Source organism: Pseudomonas sp. GW822-FHT04H02 (assembly GCF_058800645.1).
In genome coordinates this window covers 842,167-864,927 of record NZ_JBXAMM010000004.1, presented here as the reverse complement: position 1 = coordinate 864,927, position 22,761 = coordinate 842,167, and the positions used below count along the sequence as shown (strand labels likewise).

12 protein-coding genes are annotated in these 22,761 nt (G+C 67.9%); 8 read left to right on the top strand and 4 right to left on the bottom strand.

Annotation, left to right across the window (positions count from 1 at the left end; all coding sequences use genetic code 11):
* Positions 1-77 precede the first annotated feature (77 nt).
* The 3 genes from AC1RMG_RS21345 (at position 78) to AC1RMG_RS21335 (ending at position 3,438) form a co-directional block, all read left to right on the top strand.
* Positions 78-1,211: an MFS transporter gene (locus tag AC1RMG_RS21345; RefSeq protein WP_123430443.1), complete on the top strand. Its 1,134-nt coding sequence runs from the start codon at positions 78-80 to the stop codon at positions 1,209-1,211.
* A gap of 149 nt (positions 1,212-1,360) precedes the next feature.
* Positions 1,361-2,434 carry an NAD(P)-dependent alcohol dehydrogenase gene (locus tag AC1RMG_RS21340; RefSeq protein ID WP_053152835.1) on the top strand — a complete coding sequence of 358 codons (1,074 nt, stop codon included), beginning with the start codon at positions 1,361-1,363 and terminating at the stop codon, positions 2,432-2,434.
* Between the two features lie 92 nt (positions 2,435-2,526).
* A complete protein-coding gene (locus tag AC1RMG_RS21335) occupies positions 2,527-3,438 on the top strand; it encodes a universal stress protein (RefSeq protein ID WP_011062349.1) in 912 nt (303 codons plus the stop codon).
* A 14-nt stretch (positions 3,439-3,452) separates the two neighbouring features.
* Here the strand turns inward: AC1RMG_RS21335 and AC1RMG_RS21330 are convergent, their stop codons facing one another.
* Positions 3,453-4,190 carry a Crp/Fnr family transcriptional regulator gene (locus AC1RMG_RS21330; protein WP_011062348.1) on the bottom strand — a complete coding sequence of 246 codons (738 nt, stop codon included), beginning with the start codon at positions 4,188-4,190 and terminating at the stop codon, positions 3,453-3,455.
* A gap of 68 nt (positions 4,191-4,258) precedes the next feature.
* On the bottom strand, positions 4,259-12,946 hold the full coding sequence (locus AC1RMG_RS21325) for a glycoside hydrolase family 94 protein (RefSeq protein WP_493170172.1): 8,688 nt from the start codon (positions 12,944-12,946) through the stop codon (positions 4,259-4,261).
* A 497-nt stretch (positions 12,947-13,443) separates the two neighbouring features.
* Between AC1RMG_RS21325 and AC1RMG_RS21320 the strand changes: the two genes are divergently transcribed.
* The 4 genes from AC1RMG_RS21320 (at position 13,444) to AC1RMG_RS21305 (ending at position 18,311) form a co-directional block, all read left to right on the top strand.
* A complete protein-coding gene (locus tag AC1RMG_RS21320; protein WP_015636398.1) occupies positions 13,444-13,827 on the top strand; it encodes a DUF2946 family protein in 384 nt (127 codons plus the stop codon).
* A gap of 118 nt (positions 13,828-13,945) precedes the next feature.
* Positions 13,946-16,114 (top strand): TonB-dependent receptor, encoded by a 2,169-nt coding sequence (locus tag AC1RMG_RS21315; RefSeq protein WP_123472796.1) that lies wholly within the window; start codon positions 13,946-13,948, stop codon positions 16,112-16,114.
* A gap of 53 nt (positions 16,115-16,167) precedes the next feature.
* Positions 16,168-17,646: a PepSY domain-containing protein gene (locus tag AC1RMG_RS21310; protein ID WP_410919474.1), complete on the top strand. Its 1,479-nt coding sequence runs from the start codon at positions 16,168-16,170 to the stop codon at positions 17,644-17,646.
* Between the two features lie 134 nt (positions 17,647-17,780).
* Positions 17,781-18,311, top strand: coding sequence for a DUF3087 domain-containing protein (locus AC1RMG_RS21305; protein WP_011062343.1), 531 nt, complete (start codon positions 17,781-17,783; stop codon positions 18,309-18,311).
* 25 nt (positions 18,312-18,336) lie between these two features.
* On the opposite strand, the gene AC1RMG_RS21300 is transcribed toward AC1RMG_RS21305, so the two are convergent.
* Entirely contained in the window at positions 18,337-20,937 is a 2,601-nt protein-coding gene (locus AC1RMG_RS21300; RefSeq protein WP_493170169.1) for a hypothetical protein, read from the bottom strand.
* Positions 20,938-21,269: 332 nt separating this feature from the next.
* Between AC1RMG_RS21300 and AC1RMG_RS21295 the strand changes: the two genes are divergently transcribed.
* A complete protein-coding gene (locus AC1RMG_RS21295; protein ID WP_011062341.1) occupies positions 21,270-22,052 on the top strand; it encodes a sulfite exporter TauE/SafE family protein in 783 nt (260 codons plus the stop codon).
* A gap of 16 nt (positions 22,053-22,068) precedes the next feature.
* Here the strand turns inward: AC1RMG_RS21295 and AC1RMG_RS21290 are convergent, their stop codons facing one another.
* On the bottom strand, positions 22,069-22,689 hold the full coding sequence (locus AC1RMG_RS21290) for a LysE family translocator (protein WP_152686327.1): 621 nt from the start codon (positions 22,687-22,689) through the stop codon (positions 22,069-22,071).
* Between the last annotated feature and the right edge of the window lie 72 nt (positions 22,690-22,761).

The following is a 22,761-nucleotide window of genomic DNA, read 5'->3' as shown; positions in this document are numbered from 1 at the left end:
GTTGGCAGGGTTGCGATAATACGCCAGGCGCCGCTGCCTAGAATCGCCGGCATGTTTTTTTTGCCGAGCACTGCCTGATGAATCCCCGTTCCCTGTTGCCCCTGGCCCTGGCTCTGCTGATGTTCCCGCAGCTCGCCCAGACCCTCTACAGCCCGGCCCTGGCCGATCTTGGCCGGGCCTTTGGCGTGGCCCCCGCGCAAGCGGCCCAGAGCCTTTCGGTGTTTGTCCTGGGGTTTGCCCCGGGGGTGCTGCTGTGGGGGCGCTTGAGCGATCTTTGGGGCCGGCGCCCGGCCTTGCTGGGTGGCCTGACGCTGTACGTCCTGGCCATCGGGCTGCAATTGCAGGTGCAGAGTTTTACCGCGCTGTTGCTGTGCCAGGCCCTCGCCGCCCTGGGCGTGGCGGCGGGCTCGGTGGTGACCCAGACCCTGCTGCGCGACCTGTTTCGCGGCAGTGAACTGGTGCGGGTGTTTTCCCTGGTGGGCATGGTCCTGGCGGCCAGCCCGGCCATTGGCCTGTTCAGTGGGGCCGGGCTGGTGCGGGCCTGGGGCTACCAGGGCGCGCTGGCCGGGTTGCTGGTGCTGGCCCTGGCCTTGCTCGGCTGGTGCGCCCGGGCCTTGCCGGAAACCCGTGCGCCGGCGCCGCACCTGGCGCCCCTGGCCGGGACCTTGTGGCACATGCTCAGGGACCCGGGCATCTGGCGCTCGGCGCTGCTGGTGGCGCTGTTCAATGTGGCCTTGCTCAGCTACTACAGCCTCGGGCCGTTCCTGTTTCGCGACCTGGGGTGGGGCGAGCAGGGCTTTGGTTACAGCGGTGCGGGCCTGGCCCTGGCTTCGGGGCTGGGGGCCTGGCTCAATCGTCGGCTGCTGGGGCGGGGCTGGTCCGGTGACACCCTGCTGCGGCTGGCGGCCCTGGCGGTGACCCTGGGTGGCCTGGGGGTGACAGCGCTTGGGCACAGCCTGTGGTTGCTGCTGCCCATGCTCGGCGTGGTGCTGGGCTTCGGCCTGGCCATCCCCAATATCCTCGGCTCGGCGCTGGCGGCCTACAGCGACCGGCTGGGCAGCGCCGGGGCCGGGTTCGGGCTGTTCTACTACCTGCTGATTGGCGTCGGGTTGCTGCTGGTGGGCTGGGGCCAGGCCCTGGGGCCGACCCTGGGCCTGTGCGGGGTTGCGGCGCTGTTGTTGTGCCTGGTGCCGCGCCGGCAGCAGGGCTGAAGGGCGAGTTTGCGACACACGGTCGCCCCAGCGGCCGCCAAGGGGCCATTGTTTGACCATGATCAAGCCCTTCCCCGGGGTATCCGCGCAGTCTGTCAGCAGACCTGCGGATTCGCGCAGACCCCTTCCCGGCAATGGAGATCGGCAACATGGCCAAGATGAAAGCAGCGGTATTCGTGGAGAAGAACCGCATCGTGCTGGAAGACAAGGACATCCCCGAAATCGGTCCGCTGGACGCCCTGGTGCGGATCACCACCACCACCATCTGCGGCACCGACGTGCACATCCTGCGAGGTGAATACCCGGTGGCCAAGGGCCTGACCATCGGCCACGAGCCGGTGGGGGTGATCGAGCGCCTGGGCTCCCAGGTGCGCGGCTTCCACGAGGGCCAGCGAGTGATCGCCGGGGCCATCACCCCCAGTGGCCAGAGCTACGCCTGCCTCTGCGGCTGCGGCTCCCAGGACGGCCCGGACACCCGTCACGGCTTTCGCGCCACGGGCGGCTGGAAGTTCGGCAACACCATCGATGGCTGCCAGGCCGAATACGTGCGTGTGCCGGACGCCCTGGCCAACCTGTGCCCGATCCCCGACGGCCTGAGCGATGAAGAAGTGCTGATGTGCCCGGACATCATGTCCACCGGTTTCTCCGGCGCCGAGCGTGCCGAGGTGAACATCGGCGACAGCGTGGCGGTGTTCGCCCTGGGCCCCATCGGCCTGTGCGCGGTGGCCGGAGCAAGGCTCAAGGGTGCCACCACCATCATTGGCGTCGACACCGTGGCCGCGCGCATGAGCGTGGCGCGCGGGCTGGGGGCGACCCATGTGGTGGACTTCAAGCAGGGCGACGTGGTCAAGCAGATCATGGACCTCACCGACGGTCGCGGGGTCGATGTGTCGATCGAGGCCCTGGGCACCCAGGGCACCTTCGAGTCGGCGCTGCGGGTGCTGCGCCCGGGGGGCAAGCTGTCGAGCCTTGGGGTTTATTCCAGCGACCTGCGCATTCCCCTGGATGCCTATGCCGCCGGCCTGGGCGACCTGAGCATCCTCAGCACCCTGTGCCCGGGCGGCAAGGAACGCATGCGCCGGCTGATGGAGGTGGTCGCCAGTGGCCAGGTGGACCTCAAGCCGCTGGTGACCCACCGCTTCAAGCTCGACGATATCGAGGCCGCCTACGAGCTGTTCGCCAGCCAGCGCGACGGCGTGATGAAGATCGCCATCACCCCATGATCCGTGCCACCGGGCGCCCTTGATACCGGTCAAGGCGCCCGGCAGCACGGCATTCCACACTCAAGCTCACGTATCGCCCAAGGAGGAGCACCATGAGCCAGTACCAGCGTCTGTTGCTGATCGCCGATCCACAGCAGCACCAATCCCCCGCGGCGCGCCGTGCCGTTGCCCTGGCCCGGGCCAGCGGCGCGGCGCTGCACGCCCTGGTGTTCGTCGAACCGCCGGCGCGCACCTACCTATGGGAAGAACACCTGGAAGACAGCGAGCGCGAAGCCTACCTGCAGCGCCACGAGCGCTGGTTGCAGGTGGAAGCGCAGTGGATGGCCGAGGAGGGCGTGCAGGTCACCACCCAGGTGATCTGGAGCACCCAGGTGCTCAAGGACATGCTCGCCTACATCGACGAGTTCCGGCCTGACCTGCTGATCAAGGACGTGACCCTGGAGTCGGCCCTCAAGCGCGTGTTCGTCACCCCGCTGGATTGCCACCTGCTGCGCGAGGCGCCGGTGCCTGTGCACCTGGTCAACGACGCGCCGCACAAGCTGCCCCGGCGGATTGTCGCCGCGGTGGACCCGGCCCAGTCCGACACCCAGATCCGCGGGCTCAATACGCAGATCATCCAGACCGCCCACGCCCTGGCCCTGCAATGCGACGCCCAGTTGCACCTGCTGTACGCCTACGACCTGATGCCGATGCTCGATGGCGTGGCGCCGGTGGCGTCCACCGCCTGGAGCGTCAACTGCCTGGACGAGCTGCGCGACTCCCTGCACAAGGAATTCGAACGCCTGGGGGATGAGCACAACGTGCCCCAGGAATTCCGCCACTTCATCATGGGCCCGCCGGTGCCGGGCATCGCCCAGTTCGTCGACGAATACCTGGTGGACGTGGTGGTGATGGGCACGGTGCACCGCACCGGCTTTGGCCGCTTGATCGGCAGCACCACCGAACGCGCCTTGTACTCGATGCCGGGGAGCATCCTGGCGGTGAAGGCGTCTGGCGCGGCCTGACACCCACGCCCGTTTCAGTCCGGATCGGCGCGCTTGCTGCCAGGCAGGTACGGCAGCAAGCGCTCGGTTTCCTTGCGCACCACCCCATAGCACTCGCAGCTGTGCTGCTCCAGCCGCGGCCGGTCAAGCACATTGATCCGGCCGCGGCTGTATTCGATGATGCCCTGGCGCTGCAGTTTGCCCGCGGCTTCGGTCACGCCTTCGCGACGCACCCCGAGCATGTTGGCGATCAGTTCCTGGGTCATCACCAGCTGGTTGCCCGGCAGCCGGTCCAAAGACAGCAGCAGCCAGCGGCACAGTTGCTGGTCGATGGAGTGGTGGCGGTTGCACACCGCGGTCTGGGCCATCTGGGTGATCAGCGACTGGGTGTAGCGCAGCATCAGCAGGAGCATTTCGCCGTGGCGGTTGAACTCGTCCTTGAGGCGCTGGCCGGGCAGGCGCAAGGCGTGCCCGGCGCTCTGCACGATGGCCCGGCTGGTGGTGCTTTCGCCGCCCATGACCAGGGCCACCCCCACCAGCCCTTCGTTGCCCACCACGGCGATTTCCGCCGAGGCGCCGTTTTCCATCAGGTACAGCAACGACACCACTGCATCGGTGGGGAAGTACACGTGGCGCGGTATGTCCCCGGACTCGTAGAGCACCTGGCCCAGGCTCAGGGCCACCGGCTTGAGGTGGGGCAGCAGGCGCTCCTGCACCGCCGCCGGCAGTGCATTGAGCAAGTGATTGGGCCCGTGCCCAAGGTTGTCGAACATCTCAGAACCACCGGATGGCAAGGCGTCAGCGCTCACTCAGGGTAGTCCAGGGTGTGGCCGGGTGTCTGTCATGGTGCCGGCTCCGTATGGGTCGCTGTCGGGGTATGCCCGGCCTGCGCGGGCAGGGCCGCGGGCCAGGTGAGCAGCACCCGGCGCGTACTGCCGTCATCCAGCAGCGGTATGGCCAGCCCCACCAGCGGCCGGCCGTCCAGGCTCAGGCTGAGGGTGGCGCCGGGGTTCTGCCGCACTTCAATACGGTAGAGCGTCTCGCCGAACCGATAGTCCAGGCTGTAGCCCGGCCAATGCGCCGGGATCACCGGTTCGATGTACAGGCTCTGGCCTTCGCGGCGCAGGCCCAGCAGCGACTCGACGATCAGCCGGTAAGTCCAGCCCGCCGAACCGGTGTACCAGCTCCAGCCGCCACGCCCGGTGTGGGGCGCCACGCCATAGACGTCGGCGGCCATCACGTAGGGCTCGACCCGGTAGGTGGCGACCTGTTCGGCACTGCGCCGGCTTACCGGGTTGATCATGTGCAGCAGCTCCCAGGCCCGGGCACTGTCCCCCAGGCGGGCGAAGGCCATGCTCGCCCAGACCGCGGCATGAGTGTACTGGCCGCCATTTTCCCGCACCCCGGGCACGTAGCCCTTGATGTAGCCCGGGTCCAGGGAGCTGTGGGCGAACGGTGGGTCGAGCAGCAGCACCACGCCGCTGTCGCGACGCACCAGGTGCTGGTCCAGGGAGGCCATGGCCTGGTGCTGGCGGGCATCGCTGGCGGCGCCGGACAGCACCGACCAGCTCTGGGCGATGGAGTCGATGCGGCACTCCTGGTTGCTGGCGCTGCCCAGGATCTGGCCATCGTCGAACCAGGCGCGGCGATACCACTGGCCGTCCCAGGCCTGGCTGTCGAGGGCGGCGCGCAAGGCCAGGGCCTGGGCGCGGCACTCCCGGGCGAAGTCCGGGTCCTGGTGCTGCTCGGCGGTGACGGCAAAGCGTTGCAGCACTTCATGGCCGAAGAAGCCCAGCCACACGCTTTCCCCCAGGCCGTGTTCACCGACCCGGTTCATGCCGTCGTTCCAGTCCCCGGTGCCCATTAGCGGCAAGCCGTGGACCCCGCGCCGCTGGCCGTGCTCGATGGCGCGCCGGCAGTGCAGGTAGAGGCTTTCCCGCAGCCCGCTGGCCTGGGGCAGGTCGTAGTAGGACTCTTCCCCGGAATTGAGCAGGCGGCCTTCCAGGTAACCCACTTCGACCTCCAGCACGCTGTGGTCGCCGGTGATCTGTACATAGCGGCTGGTGGCCAGGGGCAGCCACAGGAAATCATCGGAGCAGCCGGTGCGCACCCCGCGATTCTGTGGCGGGTGCCACCAGTGCTGGACGTCGCCCTCGGGATACTGGTGGGCGGCGCACAGCAACAGGTGCTCGCGGGCCAGGGCCGGCTCGGCGTGGATCATCGCCATGCTGTCCTGCAACTGGTCGCGAAAGCCGATGGCACCGCCGGACTGGTAGAAACCGCTGCGGGCCCAGAAGCGGCAGGCAATGGTCTGGTACATCAGCCAGCCGTTGGCCATGACGTCGATGGCCGGGTCCGGTGTGCGCACCTGTACCGCGCCGAGGCTGCGCTGCCAATGCTGGTGCACGGCCGCAAGCTCGGCCTGCGCCATCTGGCTGCCGCGGTACTGCAGGACCCGGCGGGTGGCGGCCTTGGCATCCACTTCGGCCCCCAGGCGGAACAGCACCTCCCGGCTCTGGCCGTCCTCCAGTTCCAGGCTCACCTGCATCGCCGCGCAGGGGTCGAAACCGGCACCGGAGCGCCCGGACAGGCGCCCCCGAGTCAAGGCTGCCGGCGCCGCGAGGCTGCCGTTGCGGCCGATGAACTCACTGCGATCGCCGGTGAAGCTGCTGACCTCGGCGTCCGTATCGAGAAACGCCGTGTGCCCGGAAAACTCCATGTTGTAGGGGTTGCGGGCGAACAGTGCGCCGCTCACCGGGTCGCTTTCGCTGACCACGTGCATGGCCGAGCGGCTGCGGGACTCTCCCAGCACCCATTCCACATAGCAGGTGGCCGACAAGCGCCGTGGCCGACCGCTGAGGTTGCGGATCTTCAGCCGCGAGAACTTGATCGGCGCCTGCAGCGCCACATAAACCGTGAGCTCGCTGTGGATGCCGTCCTCTTCATGCTCGAAGACGCTGTAGCCGAAGCCGTGGCGGGTGCGGTAGCTGCCGCTTCCGGGGCAGGGCTGGGGAGTGGGCGACCAGACCCGCCCGCTGTCTTCGTCGCGCAGGTACAGGGCCTCGCCGCTGGGGTCACTGACCGGGTCGTCGTGCCACGGGCTGAGGCGGTATTCGTGGGCGTTCTCACGCCAGCTGTAGGCGCCGCCGGTTTCCGAAATCACCGTGCCGAACAGCGGGTTGGCGAGCACGTTGGCCCAGGGCGCGGGCGTCGGCTGCCCGGGGTTGAGGGTGATCAGGTATTCACGGCCGTCGCTGCTGAAACCGCCGTAGGGGGTTTCCAGGATCAGCTCTGGCGCTGCAGCGGTGCTGGCTCGGCTGGCGGGTGGTGGCAGGCGTACCAGGGGCGCTTCCAGGCGCGGCAGCGAAGGGTCGGCGCGGCGCCGGTGGACTTGCTCGGCGAGGCTGCCGCGGCTGTCGCTGACCACCAGGCGCGCCACCGCCAGCATCAGCGTGCGGTCCTCGCCGGACAGTTGCTGGGCCGGGCGCACGAAGATGCCCCCCGGGCGGTCGATCAGGCTGGCTTCGCTGCCGGAGGTCACCAGGCCCATGATCAGGTCCTGGAGCTGCTGGCGGTAACCCGCCTGGTCCTCGTTCCAGATCACCAGGTCCACCGCCAGGCCTTTTTGCCGCCAGTAGGCGTGGGCCTTGATCAACTGCTGCACCAGGGCAATGTTGGCCAGGTCGCCCACTTGCAGCAGGACGATCGGCAGGTCGCCGGAAATGCCCTGGCCCCAGAGCCCGGACTGGCTGCGCCGGTTGGCCTGCAGCAGGCTGTTGTCGGCGCGCAGGGTGGCGTTGGCGTAGAGCAGCGAGGCCGCCATCTGCTGGAACAGCCGGGCCTCGGCCAGGGATGCGTTGAGCTGGCGCAACAGCACCTGGCTGTGGGTCCAGGCCAGGTCGAAGACCCGGTCCGCCAGGTGCCGGTCGCGGTATTTGTGGATCAGTTGCAGGCAGTGTTCACGGCTTTCGGCGACCCCGGTCACCAGGTCGATGGTGGCGCTCTGGCCGGGGTCGAGGGTGATCCGGCAGCGGATCGCCACGATCGGGTCGAGCACCGGCCCGGCGCTGCCCGAGAGCCGTTCGGTCTGCGGGTCCAGGGCCTGGGGCGCGGCCAGGTCGCGGCCACGGCCGATAAAGCGCGCGCGGTCGGTTTCATAGGAAATCGCGTCGATGTCCACGCCGTGGGCCGCCAGCAGGTGGCACATCCAGGGCACCGGCTGCTCCTGGGAACGTGGACGGCGGCTGCAGACGATGGCCTGCCAATCGGGCAGCAGCTCGGTCTCGATGAACAGGTTGCTGAAGGCCGGGTGGGCGGCATCGCTTGGAGCCGGGGCCAGCACCACTTCGGCGTAGCTGGTGAGCTCGATGCTGCGGCGTACCCGGGCGCGGTTGCAGATGTGCAGGCGGCGCAGCTCGATGGGGTCTTCGGGGGACACGACGATTTCCGTGTGGCTGTCGAAGTCCTGTTCACGCACGCGGAATTCGGCCCGGGCGTCGGTGAAGATCGCCTCGAAGCTTGAAGGGCGGCCTCGGGTCGGCTGGTAGGCGGCGGACCAGAACGTGCCGCTGGCCACGTCCCGCAGGTAGCAGAACTGGCCCCAGTGATCGCGGGTCGGGTCTTCGTGCCAGCGGGTCACCGCCAGCTCGTTGCAGCGGCTGTAGCCGCCGCCGGCGCTGCTGAGCATGACGTGGTAGTGGCCGTTGGAAAGCAGTTGCACCGCCGGGCGCTTGCGGTCCGGGTCGGCGAACACCCGCAGTTTGTTCTCGTGGGCCCGGGCGGCTTCGTCGGCCGCCGGGGCACCGGCGGCATGCAGGTACTGGGCAGCGGTTTTCGGCACTCGTTCCTGCAACAGCAGGGCGATGGCCTGGAACTGCGGGTCGGATTCGAAGCGCCGCTGCATGGGCTGGTCCAGCAGCAGCCATGCCAGGGACAGCAGGCTCATGCCCTGGTGGTGGGCCATGAACGATTGCACCACGGCATGGTTCTGGCCCCGGGGCAGGCGCGACTCGGTGTAGTCCACGGCTTCATAGAGGCCGAAGCGGCCCTGCAGGCCCAACTGGGCCAGGCGCTGCAGGTTCTGGCAGGCTGCCTGGGGCGCCACCATCAGCGCCAGGACGCTGGCGTAGGGCGCCACCACCCGTTCCGCGCCGAGGCCACGCTTGAGCCCCAGCCCCGGCACGCCGAACGCCCGGTACTGGTAGTTGAACTGGCTGTCGAGGGTGTTGTAGCCCGACTCGGACACGCCCCAGGGCAGGCCCAGTTGCTGGCCGTGCTCGATCTGCAGGGCCACGGCGGCGTGGCAGGTCTGGTCCAGCAGGGTGCCCTGGTAACTGGGCATCACCAGCATCGGCATCAGGTATTCGAACATCGAACCGGTCCAGGACAGCAGCACCGGGGTACCGGCGCTGCTGGTGAGCAGGCGGCCGAGGGCAAACCAGCTTTCCTGGGGCAACTGCCCCTGGGCGATGGCGACAAAATGGGTCAGGCGCACTTCCGAGGCCAAGAGGTCGTAGTAGCCGGCATCCAGGCGGTGCTCGTCGGCGTTGTAGCCGATCACCAGCAGATGGCGCCGGGTGTCGTAGAGGAAGCCGAAATCCATCTGCGCCATGCCGGTCACCTGCTCCAGCAACTGGTTCACCGCGGTGCAGCGTTCCAGCGCCAGTTCCCGTAGCGCGGCGATCCGCCCATGGTGCCGGGGCAGCCAATAGTCGGTGTCCAGCTCGGCCAGCTGGCGCCAACTGAGGAGGCCGAAGCGGCGACCGTCGGCCATGGGCGGTGGGGTGCGCCAGAGCAATTCGTCATGCAGGTCGCGACATTGCGCGGTCAGCGCCTGGTGCCAGAAGGCGCTGTCATCGGATGCCTCGCCGTGGGAGTCGGCGGCGCTCTCGCCAATGCGTTGCAACAGGCCCAGCAGGCCCTCGGCGCTGACCCCGGCATGCAGGCTCAGATGTTCATGCACGGCGCGGGTTTCCAGGCGCCAGCGCAGTACGGCCGCGGTGTCCTGACCCGCTGCGGTGAGGGCGTCCTGGAGCACGTCGAGGCAGTCCAGCAGGCCGTTGGCGATCTGCACCGGGGACGGCGGGCTGTCCCTCAGGCCCTGCAAGCCCGGGCGCAGGGTCAGCAGCATCCCGGCCAGGTTGCCGCTGTCCACCGTGGACACATAGCGCGGTGGCAAGGGCTCCAGGCTCTGGGTGTCGTACCAGTTGTAGAAGTGCCCGCGATAGCGCTCCAGCCGGCCCATGCTGGCGAGCATCCGTTCCAGGCGCTGCAGCAGCCGGCTGCTGCTCAGGTAGCCGAAGTCATGGGCCGCCAGGTGCGCCAGCAGGGCCAGGCCCAGGTTGGTGGGGGACGTGCGATGGGCTACCCGCTGCTGGGGTTGCTCCTGCAGGTTGTCCGGGGCCAGCCAGTTGTCCTGGGGGCCGACGTACTGGTCGAAAAAGGCCCAGGTGCGGCGGGCCAGGCTCTGCAGGAAACGCCGCTGGCCCGTGTTGGGCACGAAGGCCACCTGGCTGGCGGGGCGGCTCAGCCACCAGGCCAGGGCCGGGCCGGCCAGCCAGGCCAGCAGCAGGGGCACGGCCACCAGCAACTGTGGGCGCGGCCACGACAGCCCGGCCAGGAGCAACGCCAGGGCCGGGCCGACCCACATCCGCCGGTAGAGCTCCAGCAGGCTGTCATCGGGGCCGCGTTCGGCTTCCCGGGACGGTTGCCATTGCAGGCGATACTCCTTGCTGATGCTCATGCGCCATAGCGCGCGGCCCAGGGCACCCAGGCTGTAGGCCACCTCATGGGGCAGCCAGGCCAGGGGCAGCAGCGCCCGGCACAGGTGCTGGCCGGCTGTGCCCAAGGCGGCCACCAGATGTTGTTGCAGGGGCACATCCGGGGTCTTTTCCAGCAGCTCGCGAAAGGCCGCCGACAGTGGCAGCACCAGCAGCAGAATCAGCACCGCCAGGGTCCAGGCCACGGGGTGGGTGGCCCCCAGCCAGCCCCACAGCAGCATGCCCAGCAGGGCCATGGGCTCCAGGCTGCGGCGCAGGTTGTCGAGGATCTTCCAGCGCGCCAGGGGGCTCAGGCGATTGCTTTCCAGGCCTCCACCGGCCTTGGGCGACCAGGGCAGGAGCCACGGCAGCAGTTGCCAGTCACCGCGGATCCAGCGCTGGCGGCGCTTGATGTCGGCGCTGTAGCGGGCCGGGTATTCCTCGAACAGCTGCACATCGCTGAGCAGCCCGGAGCGGGCGTAGCAGCCCTCGATCAGGTCATGGCTGAGGATCCGGTTGTCGGCGAAGCGCCCGCCCAGGGTCTGCTCGAAGGTGTCTACGGCATAGATGCCCTTGCCGACGAAGGAGCCTTCCTGGAACAGGTCCTGATAGACGTCCGATACGGCGCGGGTATAGGGGTCGATCCCGGCGTCGCTGGCGAACAGCCGGGCATAGGCCGAACGGGCGGTGCTCGACAGGCTGATGCCGACCCGCGGCTGGAGAATCCCGTAGCCGCTGACGATGCGCCCGCTCAACGGGTCGGCCAGGGGCCGGTTCAGGGGATGGTCCATGGCCCCCACGCATTGCTGGGCCACGTCCCGGGGCAACTGGGTGTCGCTGTCCAGGGTGATCACGTAGGTGATTTCAGGCAGTGCCTGGATATCGCCGACGATCAGCGAAAAACGCTCCCGACCCCGGCCGCGCAGCAGGGCATTGAGGTCTTCGAGCTTGCCGCGCTTGCGTTCGTGGCCCATCCAGCAATGTTCCGCCGGGTTCCACAGGCGTGGCCGGTGCAGCAGGTAGAAGCGCTCCACGGCTTCTTCGGGGTACTTCAGGTTCAGCGCCTCGATCCGTTGCCGGGCCAGCATCAGCAGGCCGGCATCGGCGTCCAGGGTTTCGCTGGGGGCGTCGAGAAAGTCGCTGAGCAGGGCGAAATACAGCTGGGCGTCGCGGTTGGCCAGGAAGCGCACCTCCAGCCCTTCCACCAGCTCCTCGACATCCGCCGTGCAGCCGATCAGGCAGGGCACCGCCACCAGGGTCCGGGCTCGGGGAGCAATGCCTTCGCTGTAGTCCAGGCGCGGCAGGATGCCGGGGGCCACGGTCAGGGTCACCAGGCCGTTGATCAGGCCGATGGCCAGCCGGCTGGCGAGCAGCAGCGCCGGCACCGCCAACAGCCCCAGCCAGTAGTGGCCGGAAGTCGCTTCCTGATACAGGGCACTGAGGAAGGGCCAGGCGAACAGGGCCGAGAGCAGGATCACCGGCACCAGGAAAAAGCCCAGGGGCGCCTGGGTCAGCAGGCGGCGGCCACGTTCAGCCAGGGGGACTCGGGCGCCGATCTGCTGTTCCAGGGTGCGCCGGCCAGCGCCGATCAGGTAGTGACCGACGTGGCCGGCCACGGCTTCCGGCGCCTCGGCGCGGTACTGGGCGCGGGCCAGCTCGATGCACTGGCGGGCCACCTGTTCTTCACTGTGGCGGCAGTGCCGGGCCAGGCGTTCGAGCACATGGCGGTAATGGTCGCGGGTGGCGAAATCCATGCGTCGGTAGACCCCCGCGGGGTCCTGTTCCAGTACCTGTTCGACCCGGCTCATCAGCTCGACGAACTCGCGCCAGTTGCTGGCCGAGAGCAGGCGCAGGCTGGAGATGCTGTTGCTGATGGAGACCTGGTCGGCGGCCTGCTGCTGGGCGTCGAGCTGCACCAGGCGCTCGATGTTCAGCCCGGTTTCCCCCAGCAGTTGCTCGATCCAGGCCAGGGGCAGCACCAGGGCCGCGTTCTGTCCTTGCAGGCGACGCGCCAGCTCGGCGACGAAGGCGGCGGTCATGGGCGGTGCCGAGCGGGCCATGTCGGCCACCGCCAGCACCACGCTCTTGGCGTCTTGCTCGGCGGTTTCCATCAGGCGGTCGGCCCAGTCGTTGGCCAGGTTGCGTTCGCTCCAGTTGGCCATGACCCGGAAGGCCACCCGGCGCAGGTTCTCGATCAGGGCCAGGCGCAGCATGATGGGGATTGCCCATAGCTCGCCGAGCATCAGCGGGGTGACGCTCTGGTAGCTGTCGACGAAGCGCCCCAGGCTGTCGGTGTCGACCCGGCCGTCGCCGTGGGAAATGGTTTCCAGGGCGATGTCATAGACCCGCGGCAGGCCCGCCGACTGGCCGTTGGCCAGGCGCGGCAACTGCCGGCTGTAGCCCCGGGGCAGGTGGGTGCGGGTGATGCGGATCTGTTCTTCCAGCAGGTAGTAGTTGTCCAGCAGCCATTCCGCGGCGGGGGTGGCCCGGGGCGAGGCGTGGGTGGCGGCGGTCAGGCTCTTGCAGCAACTGGCCAGGGCGCTGGCGTTGTCCGCCAGGCGGGCCAGCAGCCAGTCTGGGGTGCGGCTCGGGCTCAGGCGATGCTGTTGCGCCAGCAGGGTGCCGTGGCGGGCCATCTGTTCAGTGCTGAACAGCTCCGAGCGCAGCGGCGCCTGGTATTCGACGCTGTTGCGCGAGGCCTTCCATTGGCCGTATCGGGCGGCGGGCAGCCGCCAGAACCTCAGGAATGCGTGGGTCCAATGACTGTCCATGTTTTCCTTGGCATAACAGAGCCGTCCCTCGGCACGGGGTGCGAGGGAGGGCCGGGAGCGGGGCGTGCGGTCAAATCGAGGCACCGTCGCGACGAGCGTGTCAGGCAAAAATCTGCAACCTTGAGGTTGCCGGGCAGAGGCGAGGGTTGTCTGTGCGCTGGGGCACATAGCCTGGCGATAAGGATGAAGGGTGACGCTGCTTGTAACCGCTGCCGAGCTTGCGAGGCTGCGACAAGGGCCGCAGGACCTTCAGCACTCTCAAGAGCGGCGCCTGCTTCGCAGTCGTTCGCAGCCTGCGGCGGCTACAGGGACCGCATGGGCTGGGAGCTGCTTTGAAGGTGAGGCGATGCGCCTTCTTTTTAGTTCTGGTCCGACACTGCACTCTTCGGGAGTCGGCTATAAAGATCGCCACAACCTCACCGCTGGCAGGCCCATGAGTCTCGCTTGCCCTGCATGGGTGATTTTCCGCCGCTTTTTTCACTGTTAATCTTGCCGCCATGACCCATGCCTCCCCCCATCGCCCCCACATTGCCTGGACGCTGTATTTCTGCGTGCTGTTCAACGTGTTCGTCTGTGGCCTGGGCCACGGGCAGATGGCCGGGCTGGAGCTCAATGGCGTCGGCGGGCAATTCTGTTCCGCCATGGGCAACCCGGGCCCGGCCCTGGACGGCGACTTCAGCGATCAGGCCGTCGCCGGTGGGTTGAGCACGTTCATGTGCCCATTGTGCTCGGCCGTGAGCCTGGGCATCGCGCTGCTGTTTTGCCTGGGCTGGATGCTGCGCCGCCAACGCCCGCCACGGCTGGGGGGCGAGCAGCGCAGCAAGGCACCGCCGCGCTCTTGCTGGCCTGCGCTCAATCCCCGGGCACCTCCTCTGGGCTGACTCGCTCCGGCGACCGTCATCGGCGGTCGCGCTTTCTCGTCCTCCGGCACTAGCTGCACGGTCGCTCCGGCGACTGTTGCCGGACGCTGTTCGATGATTTTTTTTCGAGTCCGAGTCCATGAAACACCTCAATCGCTCCCCCCACTGCGCGGCGCTGTGCTGCGCCCTGTCGTTCAATGCCCTGGCCGACTCCCCGCTGGAGTTGCCGCAGATGCGCATCAGCACCGACGAAGAACGCAAGATCGGCCTGCAACTCGATACCCAGGGCAGCACCGGCTCGCGCCTGGGCCTGACGCCCCGGGAAACCCCGGCTTCGGTCAGTGTGGTCAACCGCCAGCAGATCGAGCAGCGTGGCGCCGCCAATACCCAGGACATCCTGGCCAGCGTGCCGGGGATGAACGCGGCCTCGTCCCCCGGGGTGCCGGGCTTCGTGTCCTATCGCGGCTTCTCCGGGGCGCAGATCACCCAATTGTTCAATGGCATCAGCGTGCAGTACGACTCCATCGCCGCGCGCCCGGTGGACAGCTGGATCTACGACCGGGTCGAGGCCGTCGGCGGCCCGTCGAGCTTTCTCTACGGCGCCGGCGCGGTGGGCGGTTCGATCAACTACATCACCAAGCTGCCGTCGCGCACCGAATCGTTCAATGAAGGGCGGGTCAGCTACGGCTCCTACGACAGCACTGAAACCTCCTTCGGCTTCAACCACGCGCTGAACGAGGGGGCCGGCCCGCGGCATTACGCGCGCCTGGACCTCAGCCACACCACCAGCAACGGTTATGTCGACCGTGAACAGCGCGACGCCTGGACCACGGCCTTCTCCCTGCTGACGGATTTCAACGACCAGCTGTCCCACACCCTGGCCTACGAGTACCAGGACGAGCGCGTCGACAGCCCCTACTGGGGCACCCCGGCGCTGAACCCGTTGGGGGGCAAGATGGAGGTGGACAAGAGCCGGCGCTTCGAGAACTACAACGTCCGTGATGGCCGTTACGAACAGCGGGTGCAGTGGTTGCGCTCGATCATCGACTATCAGGTCGATGACCGTACTTCGCTGCGCAACACCCTGTACCACTACAACGCCGACCGCGAATACCGCAACCTGGAGACCTACGCCTACAACAGCGACAACAGCCAGGTGGTGCGTTCCGGCATCCTGCTCCAGCGCCACGCCCAGGAACTCAATGGCAACCGCTTCGAGCTGCTGCATCACAACACGCTGTTCGGCCTGGACAGCCAATGGTCGGCGGGCATCGACTACAGCCACAACGTGATGAGCAACTTCCCGCGCTCGGTGTCGGGCTCACTGCCCGGCGTTGATCCGGGCGATTTCGACCCGGGCAGCTTCTGGGACTTGCCCGGCATGCAGCGCGGCTTCGACAAGAACCGCCGCAACCAGGTGGACACCTGGGCCCTGTTCCTGGAAAACCGCCTGCAACTGAGCGAGCGCCTGTCCCTGCTCAGCGGCCTGCGCCACGACCAGATCGACCTGCAGGTGACCAACTACCGCGCCGTCACCGAGGCCAACCCGGCGTTCTTCCAGCGTAAATACCGCCCGACCACCGGGCGCCTGGGGCTGGTCTACGAGCTGACCCCGGCGGCCAACGTGTACGTGCAATACAGCACCGCCGCCGACCCGCCGGCGGGCATCCTGACCACCGCCAGCTATGGCCAGGTGCGCGACTTCGACCTGAGCACCGGCAACCAGTGGGAGGTCGGCAGCAAGTTCGATTTCCTCGACGGCCGCGGCTCGGCGACCCTGGCCGCCTACCGCATCGAGCGCAAGAACCTGTCCACCGCCGACCCGAGCAACCCCGGCAGCAGCCAACCGGTGGGGCAGCAGTCTTCCCGGGGCGTGGAACTGGCGGCATCGCTGCGGGTGACGCCCAGGCTGCTGGCCGAAGGCAACTTCGCCTACGTCGATGCCCAATACGACGAGTTCTATGAAAACGTCGGCGGGCGCCCGGTATCGCGCAAGGGCAACAGGCCTACCAACACTCCGGACAAGGTCGGCAACCTGTGGCTGACCTATGACCTGGCGCCGTCCTGGCAGGTGGGCAGCGACGCCCGCTACGTGTCTTCGATGTACGCCAATGCGGCCAACAGCCGCTACGCGCCGGCCTACACGATCTTCGGTGCCTTTGTCGGCTATCAGGTGAACGCCGATACGCGGATCACCGGGCGGGTGCGCAACCTCACCGATCAGGTCTACGCCCGCACCACCGCGCCGAGCCAGCTGTACCTGGGGGCGCCGCGGACCTTCGAACTGGCGCTGCAAACGCGCTTTTAACCTGAGCCAGCGGGGCGCCCGGTGGCGCCCCGCGCATCTGCGAGTTACCCGTGATGAAGCGTTACCTGTACCTCTGGCACCGTTGGCTGGGCATCGTTGCCTGCCTGTTCATGGCCCTGTGGTTTATCTCCGGGGTGGTGATGCTGTATGTCGGCTACCCCAAGCTGACCCCGGCCGAGCACCTGGCCCACCTGCCGGTGCTGCAACTGGAGCCGGCCCCAGCCGACCTGGGGCAGGTGCTGCACGCCGCCGATCCGCACCAGCCGCCCACCCGCATCCGCCTGACCACGGTGGCGGGGCAGCCGCGCTACATCCTTGAATACCCCGGGCCGCGCAAGGTGGCGGTCGACTCCCACAGCGGCCAGCCGGCGGCGCCCCCCGATAGGGTCGAAGCCCTGGCCGCGGCCCGGCAGTTCGCCCCCGAAGCGGTGGCGCGTGATCGTGGCGTCGTGCAGGAAGACATGTGGAGCCTGTCCCGGGCCCTGGATGCCGACCGGCCGCTGCACCGGGTGGCCATTGCCGATGCCGAGCGGCGCCTGCTGTATATCTCCGGCACCACCGGCGAGGTGGTGCGTGACGCTACCGCCAGCGAACGCGGCTGGAACTGGATCGGCGCCTGGCTGCACTGGCTGTACCCGTTGCGGGGCATCGGCATCGATGGCGCCTGGGGGCCGATCGTCACCTACCTGTCCCTGGCCGCCACCCTGATGGCGGTGCTCGGCCTGGCGGTGGGCGTGCTGCGCTGGCGCTTCAAGCGCACCTACCGCAACGGCTCGCACTCGCCGTACCAGGGTTTTGCCCGCTGGCATCACCTGGGGGGCATGCTGTTCGGCGTGCTGCTGATCACCTGGATCTTCAGTGGCCTGATGTCGATGAACCCGTGGAAGCTCTTCAGCAGCGCCCAGCCCTTGTCGGTGGCGGCGTACCAGGGTGGTCCACTGGGCGCCCTGGCCTTCCCGCTGAATGCCGGGCAGGTCCTGCAACGCTTTGCCGATGACGGCCTGCAGGCCCGGGAACTGGAGTGGCGGATGATCGCCGGCAAGGGGTATGTGATTGGCTATGACGGCGCCGGGCGTACGCGGATCTTCGACATGGCCGGGGATCGGGTCCAGCGCCGGTTCCACCCCGGCACCTTGCAGCAGGCGGCCTGGGCCATCCGGCCAGGGCAACCGATGCTCGTCGAGCAACTTGCCGCCTACGACTTCTATTACTACGCCCGGGAACCGCAGAGCATGATGGGCCACCTGCAGCAGCGCCTGCCGGTGCTGCGGGTGCGTTTCGACGACCCGGCGCAGACCTGGCTGCACCTGGACCTGCACACCGGCGCCATCGTCGGCCAACTGGACCAGCCGCGCCGCGCCTCGCGCTGGCTGTTCGCCCTGCTGCACAGTTGGGACTGGCTGCCGCTGCTGGCCAACCGGCCGTTGTGGGATCTGTGGATGATCGCCTTCAGCGCCGGAGGTTTGCTGGTCAGCGCCAGCGGGGTGGTGCTGGGCTGGCGGCGCCTGGGGCGGTCGTTGCAGCGGCGTTGACGCGGGGGCAGGGGAATACACCGACCTGGATCAGCCTAATGGGATATTTTTCCCGTTTAACCCACCGGCGGCCGGTCCAGCGGTGATAATGCGCGCCAGCCACTCACGTTCAGCCATTGGAGCCCGTCGCGCCCATGTTCGTCATCACCCCGCAGGACCCTGAGACTTACCGTCGGCAAACCCGGCGCAGCACCTTGATCATCGCGCTGGTGTTCATTGCCCTGGCCATGCTGTTTTCCAGCGCGGCGGTGGCGCTGTTCGGCCAGCCCGGCGGGGACAACCTGCTGTGGAACGCGGCAGGTGTGTTCACCGGCCTGCTGATCAGCGCGGCGTTGTTGCGCAGTGTGTTCTGGAGCAAGCCGTGGATGGCGGCGGCGGTCTATGGCTGGCGCCTCAAGCGCAGCCTGATGCGGGTGACCAACGTCATGCACCAGGTCACCGCCGGGGTGGCGGCAGGTGATCCTGCGGCCCTCAAGCTGCTGCGCTTCTATCACCTGGGGCTGATCCAGATGCACCAGCTGGACGCCAACTCCAGCGCCCACGGGCAGATGCACGGTGAGGTGGAGCGGCATCTGGCGCTGCTGGCCGAGCATGGCATCGACCCGCACCAGGAACGCCTTGAAGCGCAATGGCTGGAAGCGGTGAAGCGGCACAAGACCCCTTGACCGGCAGGCCCCGGCGCTGCCGGGGCTATTGCAGATACCGCCACAACGCCTGGGCAATCTCGCTGGGCTGGCACTGGGTGCCGAAGACTGCCTGGCCAATGCTCAGGCCCAGTTGCCGGTAACTCTCGAACTGCGCCTCGTCGAAAAACTGATCCACGGTGCTCTGGTTGGGAAAGCCCGGATTGGTCCGGGCGTAGTTCAGCACGTCCGGCGTCAGTCCGGCGATCAGCCGGGGCTTGAGCACCAGGATCCGGCAGTGGGGCGTCTGGCACAGGTCATCGTCACTGCCCGGGGAGTGGGCATGGACGTTGAGCAGCAGGGCGCACTTCTGGTTCTCGGCGCTCGGTGGCTGGCGGAATTCCTCAAGGCTGGCAAACACCGTCTTGAGCTGCGGATGGCTCAGAGCCCCCGGGTCTTCGCGGATCTCCAGCGCCTGGTCGATGCGCGCCAGGCGCACCAGGTTGGCCAGGTCGTCGAACTGGTAGTCGGGGTCGCAGCCGGCGTCGCAGGTGACGATCAATTCCACCTTGCGCTCCTTGCGCAGCAGTTCGTAGGTACCGGTGTTTTCGAAGTGCCCGCCGTCTGACAGGTACTGGTAGTCGCGGCGGTAGCCGTGAAAGCGCGCGGTCAGTTCATAGAACAGGTAGGCCTGGGTGCCGTAGCGGGTCCAGGGCTTGAGGTCCCGGGGCACCCAGTGCTGTTGCCCGGGGTCGAGGAAGTGGCTGGGCCACCAGATGCCCAGGCGCACGTTGGCCAGCCCCAGCACCAGCGACATGCCGAGGCTGGTGGCGCGACCCAGGCCGGTGCTGAAGGCGGCGCCGGAGACGCCGATCCACTGGCCCAGGGTCAGCGGGCTCATGATCTCCGAGGCCGGGCCATGGTCGAGGTCGCGACGATAGGCCGTGCCATCGAGAATGTAGCGTTCTGCCGGGCATTCGGCGCTGGGGGCCGGGCTGTCGGGTGCCCAGTTCGGCGCGATGCACAGCGGCTTGCCCTTGCGGTCGCGCTGCACCAGTTGTTCGGCCGGGTCGACGGTCAGGTTCATGGTGACGTTGATCAAGTGCACCGGGCCGGCACTGGGGCTGGCGTAGTACTGCTGCAGCGACAGGTCGTCGCTGGACATGGGCTCGGCCACGCTCATGTAGGTGCGGCGCTGTGCGGCCGGGCCGTTGAAGCGTCGGCCATTGGAGGCGCCCAGGTAGGCGCGGATCAGCCGCGCCGAGTAGAAGGCCTGCAGCGATGAGGTATTGAGGAAACCGATGAAGCGCCCGCTGATGTGGGTCAGCACGGCCGCCAGCAGGCTCAGCGCCGCCAGCCGCCAGGCCACCGCGTGGTCGCCGGACGCCACCCCGCCGTCGTGGGCGATCCACTGCACCAGCAAGCCCCAGCACAGGCACAGCAGGCTCAGCAGCAGGCCGCCGGCAATCAGCGCGAGCACGTCCAGCGGCAGCTTGTGCATCCAGCCCGGCAGGCGTTTTTCATCCTTGAGCAGGGCCAGGCGCCGCACCAGCCACACCAGGCCCACCAGCAACAGTAGGCTGCCCAGGGCCCTCAGGTCGTGCAGGTAGCTGTACAGCGCCTGGGCCGCAGTCACCAGCAGGGCGAGAAAACCCAGCACCGCCACCGCGGCCATCGCCCGGCCCAGGGCGCGGGTGATCTGCACCCGATAGTTGCGCACGCTGTTGGCGCAGGCGTTGTCCTTGGCCGGGTCGCGGTTGTCGGCCAGGCGCCGCACCAGTTGCCGGGTGATCAGCAAGGCGCAGCTGCCCACCAGGGCACAGCCCAGGGTCAGGGCGCCCACTGCCTGCCACTGGGCCAGCCAGTAGGCCAGGGCGCCGCTGAGCCACAGGCCGATGACTATGCCGAGCATGATCCGGTACGCCGCGTTGCCCATGCTCGGCGGCCGGTCCAGGTCGCCCTGGGGAATGACCAGCCAGTACGCCACGGCGCAGGGCAGGGCGAACAGCACGCCGGCCATCAGCGGCCAGAGCAGCAGGCTGGCCTGGCTCAGGACCTGGAACAGGCTCAGCAGGCTGAGCAGCAGCACGATGGGCAGGCCGATCATGGCCTGCAGCGACAGCCAGTTGCGCCAGGTCATGGCCAGGGCATAGAGCATGTCGCCGGAGCCGGTGGGGGTCAGGTAGCGGCCGTTTTCCCGCAGCCAGGCCGCGGGGCCCTGGCCCGGTGGCCGGGTGGCGTAGTCGACGCCGGTGCTGATGCGCCCCGGCGGCTCGAAGCGCAGGGCCTGGTAGGCGTTGTGGGCGGCATGGGCCACCGGGTCCTGGGGAGCCTGCGGCTGCAGGCGCCCGGGGAGGAACAGGCTGCTGAAGAAACTGCCGATATAGCCACCGCCGCTGACCGTGGACAGGTAGTCGATGCGCGACAGCAGGCTGTGTTCGCGCGCGCCCGCAGGCTGTGGTTGCGCCTCGGCGGGGGCCGGAGCCCGGGCCATGGCCTGCAGCACCCCAAGGCCGAAGGTTGCACTGCGAATGCCGCCACCGGACAGTGCCAGCCCCCAGTTGCCCCGGCCGGGGGCGCCGGTTTCGGGGGCTTCCTGTTGCAGGCTCTGGCGCCTGAAGCGGATGCGTTGGTGCTCGATCTGGTACGAGGTGTCGGCAGAGGTCATGGGCCTTCCTTGGAATCGGGTGTGGGGCACGAGCCAGGGGGAGTGCCAGGCCGGGTGCCCCGGCAAGCGACCGGCAGAATACCGGATGCCGCGGCCCTGATGTGCAGCGCAGAGCGTTCGGCGTCTGTCGGCAAGTGTTTTTTTTAGCCGCGTGCCAGGGGCGCCGTGGCATGTGGCGGCTGCAATTGCGCAGGGGCTGCCATGCGCCTTGTGCATGAGAAAAATGGGCCTGGTTATAACGTTAGATTTTATTCATATAAATGGACATAAGCTTTAGCCGCTATGCTGCCGCCAGTTTTTGACCTGGCCGCGTGATTTGTAGGGCTTTATTGATGGATGTGGGTAACTTCGGTTTTGTAGTCGCGGGCCTGGTAGTGGGTTTCATCGTAGGCATGACGGGTGTGGGGGGCGGTTCGCTGATGACCCCGATCCTGCTCTGGTTCGGCATCAACCCGGCCACGGCCGTGGGCACCGACCTGCTGTACGCGGCCATCACCAAATCCGGTGGGGTGCTGGTGCACCAGAAGAACCGCAACATCGACTGGCGCATCACCGGCTGGCTGACCCTGGGCAGCGTGCCGGCGGTGGCGCTGACCCTGTGGTTCCTGAAGAATCTCGACACCGACCCCCAGGCCCTGAACGCGGTGATCAAGCAGGGGCTGGGGTTCGTCCTGCTGCTCACGGCCCTGGCCATTGTCTTCAAGAAGAAACTCATGGCCTTCGCCCAGCGCCATGGCAGCGACTACCAGCCCAGCCCCGGCGGGCTCAATGGCCTGACCGTGGTCACCGGGGTGATCCTGGGCACCATGGTTGCCTTGACCTCCATCGGCGCCGGTGCACTGGGCACCGTGGCGCTGTTCATCCTCTATCCGTTCCTGGCCACCAAGCGCCTGGTGGGCACTGAAATCGCCCACGCCGTACCCCTGACCCTGGTGGCAGGCCTGGGCCACGCCAGCATGGGCAACATGGACTGGCACCTGCTGGGTTTCCTGCTGATGGGCTCCTTGCCCGGGATCTGGATCGGCAGCCACATGACCGGGCGCATTTCCGACGAGATCCTGCGCCCGTGCCTGGCGGTCATGCTGTTTTCCATCGGTTACAAGCTGGCCTTCTGAAACCTGGCGCGGCGTTTCAGCTGCGCCGATACAGCGCTAGAAACCCCGCCAGCGCCAGCATCGCCGCACCGCAGCATTGATTGAGCCGGCGCATGCCGCTGGCGGTCAGGAACTTCGCCGCCTGCACGCCACCCGCGGCGTACAGCCCCATCACCAGCACCTCCACCACCGCAGTGACCAGCGCCAGAGTGGCGTACTGGATGAAGACCGGCTGGGCGGGGTCGACGAACTGCGGCAGGAACGCGGTGAAGAACAGCAGCACCTTGGGGTTGGTCATGGCCACCGAGAAGCTGCGCCGGAACACCTCGACGCGCCGTGACCCGGCCTGCACCTGCTGGGCTCCGAGGGCCTGGGGCGCACTGCGCCAGAGCTGGATGCCGAGCCAGGCCAGGTAGCACACCCCGAGCCATTTCAAGGCCATGAACAACTGCTGCGAGGCCATCAGCATGGCCCCCAGCCCGAGGCCCACGGCAGCGATGATCAGCACATCCGAGAGTGCCGCACCGGCCATGCCTACCGCCACCAGCTGGCGATTGCGCGAGGTGCCGTTGGCCATGGCCAGGAGTGAGGTCGGCCCGGGAATCAGGGCACCGATAAAACAGCTGGAGGTGTAGAGCAGCAAGGTGGTGGTATTCATCGCGCGGTTCTCGGCGGGCAGGTGGCAATGCCGGTGCAGAATGCCCCAGGCCGGCGCGGGTTTAAAGGCATT

What these genes read in the sequence shown, in the direction of transcription:
- AC1RMG_RS21345 (WP_123430443.1), top strand. Translation starts at nt 78, where the DNA reads ATGAATCCCCGTTCCCTGTTGCCCCTGGCCCTGGCTCTGCTGATGTTC.
- AC1RMG_RS21340 (WP_053152835.1), top strand. Translation starts at nt 1,361, where the DNA reads ATGGCCAAGATGAAAGCAGCGGTATTCGTGGAGAAGAACCGCATCGTG.
- AC1RMG_RS21335 (WP_011062349.1), top strand. Translation starts at nt 2,527, where the DNA reads ATGAGCCAGTACCAGCGTCTGTTGCTGATCGCCGATCCACAGCAGCAC.
- AC1RMG_RS21330 (WP_011062348.1), bottom strand. Translation starts at nt 4,190, where the DNA reads ATGTTCGACAACCTTGGGCACGGGCCCAATCACTTGCTCAATGCACTG.
- AC1RMG_RS21325 (WP_493170172.1), bottom strand. Translation starts at nt 12,946, where the DNA reads ATGGACAGTCATTGGACCCACGCATTCCTGAGGTTCTGGCGGCTGCCC.
- AC1RMG_RS21320 (WP_015636398.1), top strand. Translation starts at nt 13,444, where the DNA reads ATGACCCATGCCTCCCCCCATCGCCCCCACATTGCCTGGACGCTGTAT.
- AC1RMG_RS21315 (WP_123472796.1), top strand. Translation starts at nt 13,946, where the DNA reads ATGAAACACCTCAATCGCTCCCCCCACTGCGCGGCGCTGTGCTGCGCC.
- AC1RMG_RS21310 (WP_410919474.1), top strand. Translation starts at nt 16,168, where the DNA reads ATGAAGCGTTACCTGTACCTCTGGCACCGTTGGCTGGGCATCGTTGCC.
- AC1RMG_RS21305 (WP_011062343.1), top strand. Translation starts at nt 17,781, where the DNA reads ATGTTCGTCATCACCCCGCAGGACCCTGAGACTTACCGTCGGCAAACC.
- AC1RMG_RS21300 (WP_493170169.1), bottom strand. Translation starts at nt 20,937, where the DNA reads ATGACCTCTGCCGACACCTCGTACCAGATCGAGCACCAACGCATCCGC.
- AC1RMG_RS21295 (WP_011062341.1), top strand. Translation starts at nt 21,270, where the DNA reads ATGGATGTGGGTAACTTCGGTTTTGTAGTCGCGGGCCTGGTAGTGGGT.
- AC1RMG_RS21290 (WP_152686327.1), bottom strand. Translation starts at nt 22,689, where the DNA reads ATGAATACCACCACCTTGCTGCTCTACACCTCCAGCTGTTTTATCGGT.